11 protein-coding genes are annotated in these 16,893 nt (G+C 38.6%); all 11 read right to left on the bottom strand.

Translation table 11 applies throughout. The annotated features are described in order from the left end of the window. Positions 1-295: 295 nt before the first annotated feature. Complete coding sequence (locus JMX13_RS08385) at positions 296-1,633, bottom strand: DUF4910 domain-containing protein (RefSeq protein ID WP_201612069.1); 1,338 nt, start codon at positions 1,631-1,633, stop codon at positions 296-298. A 346-nt stretch (positions 1,634-1,979) separates the two neighbouring features. Then, complete coding sequence (locus JMX13_RS08380) at positions 1,980-2,996, bottom strand: glycosyltransferase family 2 protein (protein WP_201612068.1); 1,017 nt, start codon at positions 2,994-2,996, stop codon at positions 1,980-1,982. Between the two features lie 22 nt (positions 2,997-3,018). Beyond that, positions 3,019-4,818 (bottom strand): ABC transporter ATP-binding protein, encoded by a 1,800-nt coding sequence (locus tag JMX13_RS08375; protein ID WP_201612067.1) that lies wholly within the window; start codon positions 4,816-4,818, stop codon positions 3,019-3,021. Between the two features lie 148 nt (positions 4,819-4,966). Beyond that, a complete protein-coding gene (locus tag JMX13_RS08370; RefSeq protein WP_201612066.1) occupies positions 4,967-6,010 on the bottom strand; it encodes an NAD-dependent epimerase/dehydratase family protein in 1,044 nt (347 codons plus the stop codon). A 39-nt stretch (positions 6,011-6,049) separates the two neighbouring features. Next, positions 6,050-7,327 (bottom strand): Vi polysaccharide biosynthesis UDP-N-acetylglucosamine C-6 dehydrogenase TviB, encoded by a 1,278-nt coding sequence (gene tviB, locus JMX13_RS08365; RefSeq protein ID WP_201612065.1) that lies wholly within the window; start codon positions 7,325-7,327, stop codon positions 6,050-6,052. Positions 7,328-7,410: 83 nt separating this feature from the next. Then, on the bottom strand, positions 7,411-9,681 hold the full coding sequence (locus JMX13_RS08360) for a polysaccharide biosynthesis tyrosine autokinase (RefSeq protein ID WP_227686261.1): 2,271 nt from the start codon (positions 9,679-9,681) through the stop codon (positions 7,411-7,413). Between the two features lie 100 nt (positions 9,682-9,781). Continuing rightward, the gene (locus tag JMX13_RS08355; protein ID WP_201612064.1) at positions 9,782-10,855 is read right to left on the bottom strand and encodes a polysaccharide biosynthesis/export family protein; all 1,074 of its coding nucleotides are present in this window, start codon (positions 10,853-10,855) and stop codon (positions 9,782-9,784) included. 648 nt (positions 10,856-11,503) lie between these two features. Next, entirely contained in the window at positions 11,504-12,958 is a 1,455-nt protein-coding gene (locus JMX13_RS08350) for a capsule assembly Wzi family protein (protein ID WP_201612063.1), read from the bottom strand. A gap of 38 nt (positions 12,959-12,996) precedes the next feature. Then, on the bottom strand, positions 12,997-14,520 hold the full coding sequence (locus JMX13_RS08345) for a hybrid nucleoside-diphosphate sugar epimerase/sugar transferase (protein ID WP_201612062.1): 1,524 nt from the start codon (positions 14,518-14,520) through the stop codon (positions 12,997-12,999). 48 nt (positions 14,521-14,568) lie between these two features. Next, a complete protein-coding gene (locus JMX13_RS08340) occupies positions 14,569-15,750 on the bottom strand; it encodes a glycosyltransferase family 4 protein (RefSeq protein ID WP_201612061.1) in 1,182 nt (393 codons plus the stop codon). Positions 15,751-15,758: 8 nt separating this feature from the next. Next, positions 15,759-16,889 carry a non-hydrolyzing UDP-N-acetylglucosamine 2-epimerase gene (wecB, locus tag JMX13_RS08335; RefSeq protein ID WP_201612060.1) on the bottom strand — a complete coding sequence of 377 codons (1,131 nt, stop codon included), beginning with the start codon at positions 16,887-16,889 and terminating at the stop codon, positions 15,759-15,761. Positions 16,890-16,893: the final 4 nt, after the last annotated feature.

Genomic DNA, 16,893 nt, shown 5'->3' with positions numbered 1-16,893 from the left:
GTTTGGGCTGGGGCGCTTTTTGTGGTGGGGTGGTTTTGTGATTTATGTGACGGTTGGGGTAGTTTGGGTGGTGACATATTTAAATATGTAACTAGCAAAAATAAATTAAACGTAATATAAATGACAAAAATTAGTCATCAAAAAAAGAGCTCTGGCCTAAACATATGATTATTCATACATTTAAACCAAAGCTCTTTATTGATTAGAAGAAATTACAGTTGCCTAAAGTCAAAAAAAATTATAGGTCACAGTGTTCAATGTGGAAAAGTAAGCAGATTAGTAATTAATATAAAGGCTAAAATAGCAATTTTGAATATTCATAACTATCGTTATGATCTGATACCAAGTCAACACTTATCAATAAATCTTCCGCTTTTAGCTTATTTATAGTATCTTGCAACTCCCATAATGGGGCGTTTATTTTTTCTGCTATTTCTAGATTTGTGCTTACTCCATCGCAGTAAGCCAGAAAATTCATCATATTTTTGACAACTAAGCTACTGTTTTTGGTACCGATTGTGGGATGTAAACCTCTCTTGCCAAGTTGTGGTTCGCATAAAAAGCTTGTTGCAAGTACTTCATTAACTTCAAGACATTCAATCGATTTTTTTAGCACTTCATAACTACCAAGCAGCCCAGTAGCAGTGACCAGCTCCAAGTCATCTAAAGAGGTGTGATACTCTGGATAGCATCCATACTTTGTTCTCATAATTGAACATACAGGCAGATCTATACCCTTGCTACAGTACTGTCGTTCATCACTTCCTCTGTCTAAGAAAGAGTAACTGACAAACTCTGGATGTGTGTGGGTTAAAACATGTTTTGCCACTTGGTCTGCTAATGTGTCACCGGTTTTGGAAGGCAAATATGAGTAAGCCCTATCATCACCTACACAGGTAATATTAAAGCCAGCAATAATGTTTTGTTTCATCGCTTCATGATGATGACTGAGGTATGTGATTGAGCCAATAGTTTCAGGGATGATAATAATACGATAAGTATATTTTCTAAATGGCAAGCTTAAAAGCCACTTTGCCAAAAATACCGTTACCACTGGTCCTGATAGCTCATTGTTTGCCATTGAGGGATGACACAAATAGGTTGATAAAAAGACCTCCTCTTCCGTTTCACCTGGAATGATCAACTCTCCGTAGGTTAAGCTTCCTTCCTCTAAATCACTATCTATATATACTTTATAAGTACCTGGTTTGAGCGTGCCCCTCTCTTGTTGAGCGATACAAAAACCCCATCTTTCTTGGTAGTATGAGGTTATATAGGGTATCGCATTCGGTTGCTCTGGCAATGAGTAAAGATGATTCTGCAATTCTTCAAGCGATATTTCTTGATTTACAGGTATAGAGTAGCCAACGGCATGAAGGTTAGAAACTTGAAAGTCACATATCTTTTTGCCATCCGGAGTAATGATATAGGCGTCTCTAATATTCCACTCTTTTGGGACTTCCCAATCAAAGCATTTGGTACCAGTTGCTACCTCAAACACATTCAAATCATTCAATTGCATATCCTTTTTTAGAATATTTAAGGATTCTCGAAAACCAATTCCAGTGATGCTACGACATATCGGGAAAAGCTTTTCACAAAGCTTGTGCATTTCTATACCAATATTTTTCATTACTCGGTTCTCCTTTAGCCTAATTAATAATAATCCCTTATTTTATTTGACCTTAATATCGCTGAAATGAAACGTCTCACTTAAAATACATAAATTCTTAGTTACTAAAATTATGCTGTGAAGTAATTTTTTTATAAATATATATCCGAAATTTCGAATATATTTATATTAGAATAATGTTTATAAGGTAATTTAATGACTCCTATTTGTGTTTATAGTTTGGTTTTTGCCGAAAGTGAAGGGATAATACATTGGGAGTCAGAAATATAAATGTTCAGTAGATATCTATAGTCGATTCAAAATAAAAGCGATACGCTTGTAGTAGAGTAAATAGCTTTATATTAGTTTATAAATTCCATTCTTTTTTTCTTATCCCCTCAAAGTAAGCCGTCTGTTCACCTGTCAGTGTAAAAGACATAAACCACTGTGCACGGAAATACAGTTTATACTGATAGTCTTTTTCATTAATGAGATTAAATGGGCTTAGACTTATATTAAATTGCTTAGCCAATCTGCGATATTCGCTCATAATCCGCCAAATAGTTACCCACCCTTTATTGGGTATTACACTAAAGAACATCTCAGCACTGTCTATCAAGTACAGCTGAATAAAACGCTGCTTTATGATATCGATTTCTATATCAGTTTTGGCACCTGCTAAGCTCTCTCTCAATCCACAAATTGATGTATAGAGACGATCAAGTGATTTTAGAGTTATCTTACCTCTAGTAATAGAAGCGAATTCTTGATGATATAGATAGCCAACGATGTCTGTTTTTAAAAAACTCGTGACGAGAAGCGGGAGGGTAAATGCCAATGGGATGTCTTCGTAATAGCAGTACTCAGGATAATAAACTTGGTTTTCAATCAAAAAATTTCGCCTAAAAGCTTTGCACGTTTGAGACATAAACCTACTCAAAAGTATATGAGGAACTTCTCGTCTATCTCTGTAGCTGCCTGGTGCCACGCCCATTGTATTCATAGGAATATTATCTGAGCTTATAACATTGAAATCGATAAAATCATACTGATTGGCGCAGTTGTCTTTTATAAACATTAAGGCATCTATCGTTATATCATCATCAGAGTCGGCGAACCAAACATATTCACCTTTTGCGAGCTTCAACCCCGTGTTCCTAGCACCACCAGGACCTTTATTTTTTTGTTTTATTGCGATTATATTAGCCTGTGGCAAGCTATCTCTAAAATCTGTAAGTAAACGATAAGTGACATCAGTTGAACCGTCATCAACTAAAATAACCTCGAGATCGAGATCTCTCGACGTTATTTCTGTTACACGTTTAAGCAGTCTCTTGCATTTATGTGCCGAATTGAAAAATGGGATGATCAAACTTAAGTACATATTAGAACTCCCGTCAGTAACGCTAAGCGTATCTAGCCATTTCTTTAAACTTTACATTACGTACCACAAGTTCCTGATAAGTCCCTTGATCAATTATTTTACCGTGCTCCATAAAGTAGAGAAGATCACACTTCTCTACTGTTTTTAGACGGTGTGCAATCATAATAATAGTCTTTTGACCACTGAACTCATGGATAGCGTCCATGACTATCTTTTCAGTAATACCATCTAATGCACTGGTTGCTTCGTCGAATACTAAAACTTCTGCTTCATGATACAGTGCGCGCGCAATACCGATACGTTGCCGCTGACCACCTGAGAGCTGTACGCCGCGCTCACCTACTTTGGTATTGACACCGTCTGGCAGTTGCTCAACCAATTCTGTCAGATTGGCTAAATTTAACGCTTTATTGACTTGCTTTAGGCTGATGTCTTTCGCCGGAATACCAAAGGCAATATTTTCAGCGATACTTCCTTCACTCAGAAAAATACTTTGTGGTACAAATCCCAATAGATCTTGCCAAGCTCGTTTATTATCTGCAGTGATACGAATGTTATCGACATATATACCGCCTTGTTGCGGGGTCAACAAACCAAGCAACAAATCTATCAAAGTTGATTTGCCAGAGCCTGATGAACCAACCAGACCAATCACACTATTGACAGGGATACTCATACTGACACCGTCCACAGCCGCTCTATCCTTACCAGGATAACTAAATGCTATATCATTCAGAGCAATATTTTTATAGAGGTTTATGGATGTAACTATCGAATTTTCGCTGACGATCTTCTGGTTTTCAATTGAGCGCTGTAAGTCATCTTTGACAGCCTCGAACGCAGCGACATTACCTTTAATAACAGATAGACTAGAATATATTTGTTGTAAAGCTGGCAACAACTTAAATGCCGCCAGAGCATAAACTGCTAAGATTGGTAAGACTTCTCCTAAATTACCAGAGTGTACCTTAATCAATACCAATACCAATGAAATCATCGCACCAAAGGCTATAAGCTCTATAAAATATCGTGGTACTTGGCTAATAGCTATATTGGTTCCTCGAGCACGAGCGTAGACTTTACCGCTATCATGAAACCGAGTGATAAAGTCATGGCTACGGTTTAGCAATAAGACATCTTTAATACCGCCAAACCCTTCGTTCATGAGTCTAAAACGTCGCGTCGACACTTCAGACAGCTGTTGACCATTACTTTCTAATTTTTGTCGTACTAATCTATATAGTACGAAGTATGCTAACGAAAATATGAATAATCCCAATATTGCGATAACTGGATCATAAACCACAATACTGATGGATATAAATAGTGCTAAGACTAGCTTGGAATTCATTTGCATTAACGGTTGTATGATGTCATTACTGATGCGTGCCGCTTCAGTGGATACTTGCTTAGTCAGCTGTGCACTACTACCGCTGGCATGAAACTGCCAGCTTTGCTGCATATAGTAGCTATAGAGACGATCCGCAATCTCAGTACCGATACGCGCGCCAAAAATTGATAATCTCCAAGTTGTAAACATAGCAATGACAGTAGAAAACGTCAACATGACTAGGACGATCACACCAGTATAGAATAAAAAGTCCATAGGATTATTCAGACCAGACATCTTATATAACTGCGCAAAAACGCCATTAGTCTCTAGTATGCTAATATCACCAACTAAAGCCATAAAAGGGGCTATAGAAGCAATCCCTAATAGCTCTGTAAACGCCATAATAACCACCAGCACTTGCAATAGATAAAACTGTTTTAACTGTTTATCGGTCAGTAGAACAAAGAGCTGTTTGATTACTTTTAACATAACTTATTCAACTATATTAAGTTCAATATAAAAAGATACAGCGGGACTGGGATCAATTTTTTGCACCCTCTGTCGGCTTAGGCACCGTACGACAGAAACATTCATATCAGTCCTGCGTCATAACGTAACGTCTCTATTTTATTTGGTATCAACCATGCAAGCTATTTTGTAAAAAAGTAACATACCAAGGCATGGCTTTTTTTATACCTTGAACAACATCAAACTGCGGATCATAACCCAATGCACTTTTGATCTTACTAATATCAGCCTGACTGTGGGGCACATCGCCTTCTCTAAAGTCACGATAAATAGGAGCTTGGCTATAATCTACGCCATTAATGCTTAAGTTATCTTTTAGTGCTATAAATAAAGTGTTGAGCGTGGTACGACCACCGACGGCTACATTATAGACTTGGTTTTTGGCATCATCATCGGCAGTTGCTGCCAAGATATTGGCCTGTACCGCGTTTTCAATAAAATTAAAATCTCGGCTGGTATCACCATCGCCATTGATATAAATATCATCGCCTTGGATCATGGCTGCTGTCCATTTAGGTATCACCGCCGCATAAGCACCGTCCGGGGTCTGGCGCTTACCAAAGACATTAAAGTAACGCAGGCCAATAGTATGAAAACCATAAGTACGAGCAAAAACTTCGGCATATAGCTCATTGGCGTACTTGGTCACAGCATAGGGTGATAAAGGCTTACCAATGGCTTCTTCAACCTTTGGTAATGCAGGATGATCACCATAAGTCGAGCTACTAGCGGCATAGGTAAAGCTTGCCACATTCGCATCGCGAGCGGCGACCAGCATGTTTAAAAAACCTGAGATGTTGGTGTCATTGGTATTAATGGGATCTGCAATAGAGCGTGGCACTGAGCCTAATGCTGCTTGATGGAGAATATAATCAACATCTGCGCAAGCGGTTTGGCAGTCTGCTAAATTGCGTATATCACCTTCTATAAAGGTAAAGCGCTGCCATTGCTCGGTAGTTACCACCGATTGAACTTCATCTAAGTTGTGCTGAAATCCAGTAGCAAAATTATCTAAACCTACGACTTTTTGATTCAGTAATAACAGATTCTCAAGTAGATTTGAGCCTATAAAACCCGCAACCCCTGTGATAAGCCAAGTCTTTGGTTTATTAACTAATGCTTCTGCAACTTGTTGATAGGCGGTTACTTTCATAGTCAATGTCTCCCAAATTAGCTTGATTACTCTAGATGTTTAAAGGCGTATGTCAGTATCTTCTTTAGTAAACAAATACTTTAGATCATAAATAACATGATTATCTTTACCTAATGCTCTTATTTTCTCTATGCCCATCTTGATGAACTGCTCATGAGCGACCGCTATAATAATACCGTCATATTGTTTTGATAAAGGTTGAGGAATAGGAGTAATGCTGTATTCCCGCTTGGCTTCGTTAGCATCTATCCAAGGGTCATGAACGTCAATCTCGACATTGTACTTTTGTAGCTCATGTACAATATCGATGACCTTGGTATTACGTACATCTGGGCAGTTCTCTTTAAAACTGAGTCCTAAAACTAAAACTTTAGCACCTTCAATTTGTATGCGTTTTTTGATCATGGTTTTGACCAACTGTGTGACCACATACTCACCCATGCTGTCATTCAAACGCCGACCTGCCAATATAATCTCAGGGTTATGGCCGATAGCTTGCGCCTTATGAGTCAGATAATAAGGATCAACACCAATACAGTGACCACCGACAAGTCCGGGACGAAACGGTAAAAAGTTCCATTTGGTTCCCGCTGCCTTGAGCACCGCTTCGGTATCTATTCCCATCTTATTAAATATTACCGCTAGCTCATTAATTAGGGCAATATTGACATCTCTTTGGGTATTTTCAATGACCTTGGCTGCTTCTGCGACCCTAATACTTGGTGCTTTATGCGTACCGGCGGTAATGATTAGGTTATAAACTTCATCAACAAAATCAGCAATTTCAGGTGTCGATCCAGCCGTTACTTTTAAAATATTAGTTACGCGGTGCTCTTTGTCACCCGGATTGATACGCTCAGGACTATAGCCTGCATAAAAGTCTTGGTTAAAGATTAACCCAGATACTTCTTCTAGTACTGGCACACAAACCTCTTCGGTCGCGCCAGGATAGACTGTAGACTCATACACCACAATGTCATCTTTCTTTAGTAATGAACCTACTGCCTTTGAGGCCGTGATTAGTGGCGTTAAGTCAGGTTGCTTTGAGCTATCGATAGGTGTCGGTACGGTTACAATAAAGAAATTACAGTCTTTGAGTGTTTGGATATCTGAGCTATAACGTAAATGTATCGCTACAGCTAGCTCTTCATTACTAACCTCCAAGGTATGGTCTGTGCCTGCCATTAGCGCTGCAATGCGGCTAGCATTAATGTCAAAACCTACCACTGAATGCTGTTTACCAAACTCAACTGCTAGAGGAAGTCCGACATATCCTAAACCAATCACTGCTATTTTTAACTTATTTATATTTATCATATAGTTCTACCACCTGACCGTTTTTGAAGAACGTGATTAACCAGCTTGGTTGAAAATATAACAGTAATAGTAACAACACCATATTACCGATTTTCGGCATAGGCATAGCGATAATGATAGCTATATTTACTCATAAGACCTTGCTTTACATCGTTGAGAATAATGCCATCTACTTGGATATTAGACTCATACATTTGCTTAACGGCATAGATTAACTGTTTTTCTATTGAATCATCATATCTGGTTACCATGAGTACTTTGTCTGCATGCTGAGCTAACACCATTGCATCTGAAGCGGCCAATAATGGTGGTGAGTCGATGATAATATAGTCGTACTGAGACTTTAATTCTGTTAACAAAGTATCAAACTTTTCGCTGATTAGTAACGATTCAGGATCACTTGGATGCTTTCCACGTGGCATAAAGTCAATATGATCTACACCACTGGAGTGAATAAAGTTCTCTATACTAAAATCAGAAACATCATTCATTATTTGAGCATCGGCGCTCTTGCTAAGTTGTAAACTATTATCATCTAGCAACAGACAATCTGCTAAGCCATCATATTGACTCATACCAAAAACCTTGTGCAGCTCACCCATACGCATATCGGCATCTATGAGCAAAACTTTTTTGTTCAGCTGAGCAAAGACTTCTGCCAAGTTAGCTGAGATAAACGACTTGCCAACGTCTGGGCTTTCGCCAGTGAATAAAAGTACTTTTGCCTTTTGGCTACCTGGAGTCACTGCTGGCATACTCAATACAAGTTTAGTTCGAAGGCTTTTTATCGCTTCATAACTCAAGCTACTATTATCAACATGAGCCAGCATACGAGGTGCTGCTTTTTTGTTAGTACTTAATCGTGATAATACAGCAGAGCGTGGAATGGTGGCGATGACTGGCACCCCTGTCTTAGACTCAATACGTTCAGGGTCTTTAACAACATTTCTAAGCAGATGCATAATAAATACTAATAAAGCACCTAGCAGAGCACCTGCTAGGGTGGATAACATCATTATTAATTGTTTTTTAGGGGTGATGGTTCTATTGGTATTGATAGGCAAATCGATGATACGGGCGTCGCTGACCTCGCCTGCTTTGACAATTTTTAGCTGCTCGTAGTTTTTAAGGATAGTCAGATAAATCTCTCTATCGATGTTTACATCCTCAGAGAGGGTCAAAAACTCTCTTTGTACTTCTGGTAGCGCACTGATGGTATTGTCGATTTGCTGCTTTCTAGCATTCAGTACGCTAAGTTGCTCGTTTATCTGGATTACTAAAGGATGCTCATTGGTATAGTAAGTAGTTATATCTGCTCTTTTTAGCTTAAGCTCACTAATTTGTGTATCAAGTCCAGCATTTTCACTAAGCAATATTGATGCTTCTTGTGCCACATCAATGGTGCCAGAATTCTCACGAAATTTATTAAATATCGCTTCTGATTCTTTGAGTTTTTGTTTTAATGCTGGGATTTGTTTTTTCATAAACTCAATAGTTTTGATAGTTTGTTCCGAGCTGCGTGTTTGGTCCTGTGCACTATAAGACAGTACAATATGTTCTAATATTAGGCTGACTTGCTTCTGGTTTAGACCTGAAAAAGACAGCTCGATCATACCGGTCTTAGTGCCTTCTTCCACTACTGACAAAGCACTATTGATAGAGTCCGTGGTGATTTGCAGTGATTGCTTGGTAATATCGATAGAGTGTTCACCAGTAGGTAGCTCATTGACCGTAATTTCAATGAGACCGTTTTTACCTGTGAAACGATGAGCTTTTTTTAACTGTCCTTTAAATTTCTCACTACCACTACTCAAAACAAAACCTGTGTTATTTCTTAATAAAGTGAAGGGTTTATCTAAATAGTCTTCTGTCACATTAAACTCACTAACTTGTACTCGACCATCACTAGTCTCCAGTACAACGCCATCAGCACTATTGATTTGTACGTTCGTTTGGTTGTTTCTTATTCTATCTATTTTATTCACTGCCGGGTCATTCAACCTAATACCCAAATGAAGCAAATCCACCACTGGCTCTAAGACCATGCGGGATCTTATTAGCTTAATCTGCGCTTGTACTGAACTATCATCAGGTGGCAATATCTCTGCTATATTCGTTCCTAGACCTGATAAGTTTTGAGAGGTTTCATCGATTTGAATCAGAGCATCTGATTTAAAGGAAGGATTTTCATAGCGAACATATAACACTCCTATTATTAAACCCAAAATTGCAAACAGAGCAATGATCTTCCAGCCGCGTAGTAATACTAAAAGCAGACCCAGTAGATTATTATCTTTGTCAGTATTGTGTTTAGATAAGTCTTTTGAATGGTTATCCATAACATTGTTATCCATAACTATGTCTTCATCAATTAGTATTAGTCAGTCAGCTTATTTTTTTAGTCCGTTATTTAAGGCTCGCGATGATACTATCAAACGCCATAATTTTTATCGCTTAAAAGTCTGTGATTGACCTGATTGCAGAAGTTGATGGTAAAAGAGCACTGATCACACGGTTCCAACGAGTGAGACCCGTAGGATCAACGTAAAGAATGTCATTGGCCTGCATCTCAAAGCGATTTGCCAGTGCTAAGCTGGTAATAGTCTGCATATCGGCATAATAGATATTGGTATAGTTATACTGTGAGTTATCACGGACAATATATACTTTGGCAGCATTGGCTGTGCTCGCATTTAAACCACTTGATTCACCCAGTACGTGCGCTAAGCTAAGTCCCTGCTCAGGTATAGCTACTGGTGCAATTCGACCAAACTCTCCTAAGACATAGACTTTATTACGGCTTTGACTATTGACATGAATAGAATCGCGATCTTGTATATAAATTTGGTTGGCAGATAGCCCCATCTGCCTTAGTGACTGCAACCCTAAGTTATAATTTTTACCGCGGCGATTTAATACAATATTATTTGAATCGCCTGTCGCAGTGGCACCCCCTGCCATGGACAAAGCACCATATAAGGTAACTGGTGCATCAGTAATAGAAAACTCGCCAGATTTAGTAACTTCGCCATCGATAAAAAATTTGCTACCAAGATAGTTAATGACTCTGACTTGCGGGTCTGAGTATTTGAGATAGCGTTGCAACCTACTTTGTAATACGGCAGTGAACTGCGGCACACTCATGCCACTCGCCTTCAGGCGTCCGATCAGTGGAAACTGAATAAAACCCTGCTGATCGACAGTCAGACTTGATGTTGATGCACTGATATTTTGATAGTCAGTGAGCACTATACTTATGACGTCTCCTGCTTCAATACGGTAACTCACTGGCCCTGAGGCTTTGACCAAGTTATATAGCTCATTGTCGAGTACTGGAGCTTGCTTAGCTGGTAAGGTCGACATGTCTAATGGCTGAACATTGAAGGTAATACCGTTTTCTGCGACAAAGGCACCACTAGGCGGTAAGTTTCCCACTTGTAGTCCAGAATTAATGCTGCTACAGCCAGATATGACAGTGAAGAGTACTAGGCACGTTATCGTCGATAATTGAGATGGATATCCGCGCATAATGAACCCCTTGTAAACTGCAGCTATAAATAACAGCTATTAGCGATAGCTTAATTTTTATAATGTAAGGCTATTACAAACTCATTAAATAACTAGATTAAAAACAAAAAGCGTCCTAGTAAGAATATGAGTCATAATCTGGAAAACTTTTGTTAACTAATTAATAATTATATATAACTAATCGAATTTACATATTCGTATATTCTTATATACTTATATACCATCTAAAAACAATTAGCAACAAAACTTATGCATTACTTACATCGATTAAGAGGTTGTATAAAAAATAGAGTAGTGCAGTTATCTGATAATAGTTATAAGATCATCTGTTAGATAAATGGCTAGGTATCTCGTTAGATAGCGCGTTAGATAGAAATGGCATGGTAGTTAGCTTTGTGGAAGTGTTAGAGCTGATAAAAGAGCAATTGGCGGGATTGGTCAGAAGTGATATTCAATAATTTTCTACAAATATTTAGGCAATATGTACTTGTTTTCCGTAACATTTCTGTTGAATGATAAAAATCTATCTTATTTTTATTCCTATTCTCAAAATAGAGAATAAGCCCCAGCAAATCATTAAATTTTTGACAAAAAAATAGGAGTGGTTACCTCAGTAACCACTCCTATTTAAATACATTCAACTTGGACTTAATAAGTTTGCAGCTCGATACCTACGCCTACGCCGACATCAGTAGACTGGATATCTGAATCTACTGCCCAAATTCGGCTAGAGATAAGCGCTTTGCGGTTATATTGATGCTCCCAAGCGACATCGATACCTGTCAGCTTATCAGTCGTTGGGAATGCTTGATTGGTACTTCGATCTGATTGGTTAACTTTTGCATGTTGTACTTTTGCATTAATAAAGTTACGGTTATCGAGCCATAAACGTCCACCAAGCACTACGCTTTCTGCATCACCGCCTAAGGCATAGCCTAATGGGAAGCCTTGCTGATAATAACCATCTTTATACATGTAATGCTCATAAGAGATGCCTTTAATATCACCACTAGTGCGGGTATCCGTATACTCAGCATATAGCTGGTACGGCTTGCCATAAGCAGCAGAGGCATAATCAACACCGGCTAAATACATGTTTTTAGCTGGCAAGCCGCCTGCTTCATCTTCACCCACATATTGAGCATAAACACCCGCAGGCACATTCACTAAGGGTGCTAAATTTAAGCGCGCATCAAAACCGCCAAGCTGGTTCGCGGGGTCTTCATCAGTGCTAACACTAGGATCATCATTGTTATCTTTTGTTCCCAATAAAGCATCGGTAAAAGAGCTGAAACTTTGTGGACGACCTTCACCGCCCCACATAAAGGTACGTGACGCACCGACTTCTAACCATTCCCATGGGCTAGCAGTTAAGCGTGCGCCAAATAGCTTAGTATCTGGAATGGCCTCATAATCCTCTAACTGACCCGCAAATAGCTGATACTGCCAAGGTCCGACCCATGATAAATATGGAGATGTCGGCGCAGTTTGCTGATCACGCTGCATGGTAAAACCTGCAACTGGCAAGCTTGCATCACCTCGAATAAGGCTACCATCATGCCCAGGCCCCCACCACGTTGGAGTCTTACCCGCGATTAACCATTGATTGGCAGCAGTACCCGCAAGATATGAGCCTTCAAAGCTAACATCTGAGCTGTCATCGATAAGTTTGTCATTTTTTAAATTGGCTTGTAAATTAAATTCCCACTCCGCTTCGCTAAGCGATACCCCAACGCTTGCCTGTTGACCCGCAAGTTGATCGTCAGCAAATTTTTGTGGTAGCTGATCTCTGTCGGTTTGTATATGCAGTGCGGCTGACCCTTTTACTACTGAGTCTCGATTCTGATTCAATCGCATTTGTACCGACTGCAGGATCTGCTGCTGCGCTGGCGTCTGGGCATTAGCGGTATTTAAAGCGCGTTTGATCTCATTGGCAGTCAGCGGCCAAGTACTGGTGCTAATCTGCGCGACCCCTTGAGTATCCAGCCAGTCAAGATCTGCCTTCAGCTTTAGATCGTTCATATACAGGTTTTGTGCAGATGCCAACATCGACACTGATGATAAGACACTCAAACTTAGGACGAAGCTTAGCTTTTTATACATGATAGATTATTTCCAAATAACTGAGATTATATTGTTTTTCATTTAACTGCGTCGCCACTACCTTTACCCAAGGCGGTACTCAGTATATAAGAAAAATAGTTTTTAAGATTGATAGTATCAATCATTTCTTTGTCTTTTTTAGCTAAGCGTTCAGGTGTAGACATGTCTATACCACTTAATTGAGCCAGACCTGTGATACCCGGTAAGACCTCGTAAACACCAATCTTATCTCTAGCCTCGATAAGGTCTTTTTGATTAAAAAGGTTGGGTCTCGGACCTACCAAGCTCATCTCACCTTTTAATACATTGATAAGCTGTGGTAACTCATCGAGCTTTGTCTTACGCAGTACTTTGCCCAATTTCGTTATCGAAGTATTATCAACAAGGTGACTGGCAACAGACTCCGTGCTCACCTTCATCGTACGAAACTTAATAAGGTTAAATGGCTTTTGATCTTTACCCACCCGCTCTTGGATAAACAAAGGCGAACCTGTATCCAAGTAACCAATAGCGGTTGCACCAATTAATAGAGGTGAGGCTACTACTAAACCAGTTGCTGAGAACAGGATATCTAAAGATCTCTGTAAAGTCATGGACTTAGGAGCAGTTAAGCCTGATTTATAAGATCTAGCAGTCCTTTGAATCGACTCACTAGTAGAGTACTTAGGATGCCAACCTAATAATTTTTTAGCTTTACTGATATCCACTTGCAATGAGCCGGATAGCCTTTGAGCCACACCTGACTTGCCCATCGCACTTGCTGCAGTATTAATAAATCCCGCAGGTATATTTACTGCTTTATTTTTGACACCCAAACCTTTTGCTATTTCTTCTAACAAACCAGCGGTAGATATGTCATCATCGTCAGATATCAAAAACACTTCATTTTTAGCATCTTTATGCTCGATACAAGTGACGATAAAATCAACCAAGTTGTCAACTGATACTAAGCTACGTAAGTTCCGCTTAATTCCACCTATTGGTAGAGGAACACCCCTGTAAGTCCATTTCATTAAAGAGTGAAAGTTACCTTTTACGTTTTCACCATATATTAAAGTAGGACGAATAATTACAACTTCTAATGGTGTAGTCTCCGCTAGCTTAATTAAGCCTTGCTCAGCTTCATATTTAGAAATACCGTAAGGATCGATAGGATTAGGGTTAGAATGTTCAGTATAGGGTTTGCCAAGATCTGTGCCTTCGCCATTAACTTTGATTGAGCTAATAAATATAAAACGCTTTACACCTGCTTCAACCGCTTGGCGAACTAGATTTAAAGTCCCTTCTACATTTACTTTACGAAATTCAGTTAAAGGATCAGCAGACTTATCATCCATCACATGTACACGGGCAGCTGTATGAATGACAACGTCTATATCTCTAAAAACATTACTCAATACTGGCTTATCTTCGAGATTGTTTATAAGCCTGTATTCATAGTTCACCTTTTTTGCAGGGATCTTACGAACACCAGCTACAACTTTATATTTCGTATTATTCAGCAAGTTGTTAACTAATGACTGACCTACGAAACCGTTAGCACCAGTTACTAATATATTCATTAATTAACCTTAATTATATTTATATAATACCGCTCTCTCAAAACACACCTAAAGTGAGCGAATGATATCTAAAATTTTATTCATCGCAAGCTCAGATGAGTACTTATCTACTAAAACTTTCCGTGGTGAACTGAATTCTTTAATACCAATATCGACTACTGCCTTATCTAACATTTCAGCTATTGCCACAATATTATCAGCTTCTACCACCCATCCTATATTATTTTCTTGTACCATCCGATATGTTTCAGAGCTTTTATCCATAATGGTGAATATTAGCTTGTCTGCAGCCATCGAATAATAAGCTTTACTCGGCACACCTAAACCAAGCATACCATCTGCTAAAGTAACAATAGATATGTCGCAAGCATTTAAGCCAAGCGACTTATTGTCTTGAAATACTGGCCCATAATAGACGATATTTTGATTATCTGACTCACTAATCAACGATTTCAATTCATCGACGTACACACCATCTCCGATAAAAATAAATTGAGCATCCTCTGCCCTTTTCATCATCTTAATCGCTTTCATCAAATTTGATATACCTTGCACTCTTCCAAGATTACCAAAAAACTGAAATACTACTTTTTGATCATCTTGCCAACCTAGCTCCTTTAAAATAGAGTTATCACTTTTTGGTTGTAAAGCAATATCTTTTTCATCAATCCAGCTAGGTATAACAGTAATATTACTATGATTTGTTTTATCATAAACCAGATCTTTCATATCTCTACCAATAACAATAATATCATCAGCACTAGCATAAACAGTATCGAAAACACGTTTTAATAATTTGTATCCAAGATTATCTTTTTTTATTATCTTTGCGGGAATTAAATTTTCTGGAAACACATCGTGGACTAAAACCACCCATTTAAATCCTATTAGCTTTTTCAAAAGGTGGATAATAATAAGTAGTAAGATAGGAGTTGTACCAGTAAATACTATGTCGTCTTTTTTAATATATTGAGCACAGTTTTTAAAGAAATTAAACCCTATGAGTAATTCATGAGAAGATCTACTTACTAGGCTTTTCTTATCAAACCTTAACCCTTTTACATAAAAAGCTTCAGGGTGATTAAGTACATCCTCGTCCTTTTTGGTTAATAAAGTTATATCTAAATCTTTTTGTTTACTAAGAAATTCATATAGCTTACCAAATAGATAGCCCGTTGTATTTTGGGAGGAGTCGTAAAACTCTGTAATCAAGAATAATTTTTTAGACACAGTAATTCCTAATATTTTTTCCAAACCACACGATTAACATAATCAGTATAACTCAAAATAATTCTAACCACTTTTTCACTGACATTTGGCATACTATAATCATCTACCAAGCGTAATGTACGCTCCTCACCGCGTGTCTGCGACTCTAAAATATCTAGACCCTGTAAAATACGTTTAGCCGTCAACCCTACCATCATCACAGCAGCTTCTTCCATGCCTTCAGGGCGTTCATGAGCTTGGCGTAGATTTAACGCAGGAAAGTTTAAGATAGAAGATTCTTCGTTAATCGTGCCACTATCTGACAATGCCGCTTTAGCAGATAGCTGCAACTTGTTATAATCACTAAATCCTAGTGGCTTAAGTAATTGAACTAGGGGATGAAAATTGATATTCAATTCTTCAATACGGTTGCGAGTACGTGGATGCGTGGAAACGATCACTGGAAATTGATATTTTTCTGCAACTGCATTTAGCATATTAACCAAATCTAAAAAATTCTGATCAGAATTGATATTTTCTTCGCGATGGGCACTGACAATGAAATATTGCTGCTCTTTAAGTCCTAACGTTTCTAAAATATCAGATGCTTCAATCTTGGCTTTATAGTGATTGAGCACCTCAAACATAGGGCTACCAGTTTTAATGACTAGATCAGCAGGTAAACCTTCGGCAAGCAAATAGTCACGAGCGATAGTACTATAGGTTAAATTAATATCGGCAGTATGATCAACGATACGACGATTAATCTCCTCTGGTACACGCATATCAAAACAGCGATTACCCGCTTCCATATGGAAAGTAGGAATTTTGCGACGTTTAGCAGGAATGACTGCCATACAGCTATTAGTATCGCCGAGCACCAGTAAAGCTTCTGGCTGTACTTCCTCTAAAACCTTATCGACGCCTATAATCACGTTACCGATAGTTTCAGCACCCGTTGCGCCTGCAGCATTTAAAAAGTGATCAGGCTTACGAATCCCTAAATCAGTAAAAAATATTTCATTGAGCTCATAGTCATAGTTTTGACCCGTATGGACAATGATGTGATCGAAGTATTTATCACAGACCTGCATGACTCGAGACAGTCTAATAATCTCTGGACGTGTCCCTACGACAGTCATTAGCTTTAACTTATTCATAATA

Origin of the sequence: Psychrobacter immobilis, assembly GCF_904846285.1 — a bacterium.
In the GTDB taxonomy this organism is placed as follows: domain Bacteria; phylum Pseudomonadota; class Gammaproteobacteria; order Pseudomonadales; family Moraxellaceae; genus Psychrobacter; species Psychrobacter immobilis_D.
The sequence above is the reverse complement of the archived record's forward strand: the minus strand, read 5'-3'. Positions and strand labels throughout refer to the sequence as shown.

Bases quoted from the DNA above. Each gene is read 5' to 3' on its own strand.
- JMX13_RS08385 (WP_201612069.1), bottom strand. From the start codon at position 1,633: ATGAAAAATATTGGTATAGAAATGCACAAGCTTTGTGAAAAGCTTTTC.
- JMX13_RS08380 (WP_201612068.1), bottom strand. From the start codon at position 2,996: ATGTACTTAAGTTTGATCATCCCATTTTTCAATTCGGCACATAAATGC.
- JMX13_RS08375 (WP_201612067.1), bottom strand. From the start codon at position 4,818: ATGTTAAAAGTAATCAAACAGCTCTTTGTTCTACTGACCGATAAACAG.
- JMX13_RS08370 (WP_201612066.1), bottom strand. From the start codon at position 6,010: ATGAAAGTAACCGCCTATCAACAAGTTGCAGAAGCATTAGTTAATAAA.
- tviB (WP_201612065.1), bottom strand. From the start codon at position 7,327: ATGATAAATATAAATAAGTTAAAAATAGCAGTGATTGGTTTAGGATAT.
- JMX13_RS08360 (WP_227686261.1), bottom strand. From the start codon at position 9,681: ATGGATAACAATGTTATGGATAACCATTCAAAAGACTTATCTAAACAC.
- JMX13_RS08355 (WP_201612064.1), bottom strand. From the start codon at position 10,855: ATGCGCGGATATCCATCTCAATTATCGACGATAACGTGCCTAGTACTC.
- JMX13_RS08350 (WP_201612063.1), bottom strand. From the start codon at position 12,958: ATGTATAAAAAGCTAAGCTTCGTCCTAAGTTTGAGTGTCTTATCATCA.
- JMX13_RS08345 (WP_201612062.1), bottom strand. From the start codon at position 14,520: ATGAATATATTAGTAACTGGTGCTAACGGTTTCGTAGGTCAGTCATTA.
- wecB (WP_201612060.1), bottom strand. From the start codon at position 16,889: ATGAATAAGTTAAAGCTAATGACTGTCGTAGGGACACGTCCAGAGATT.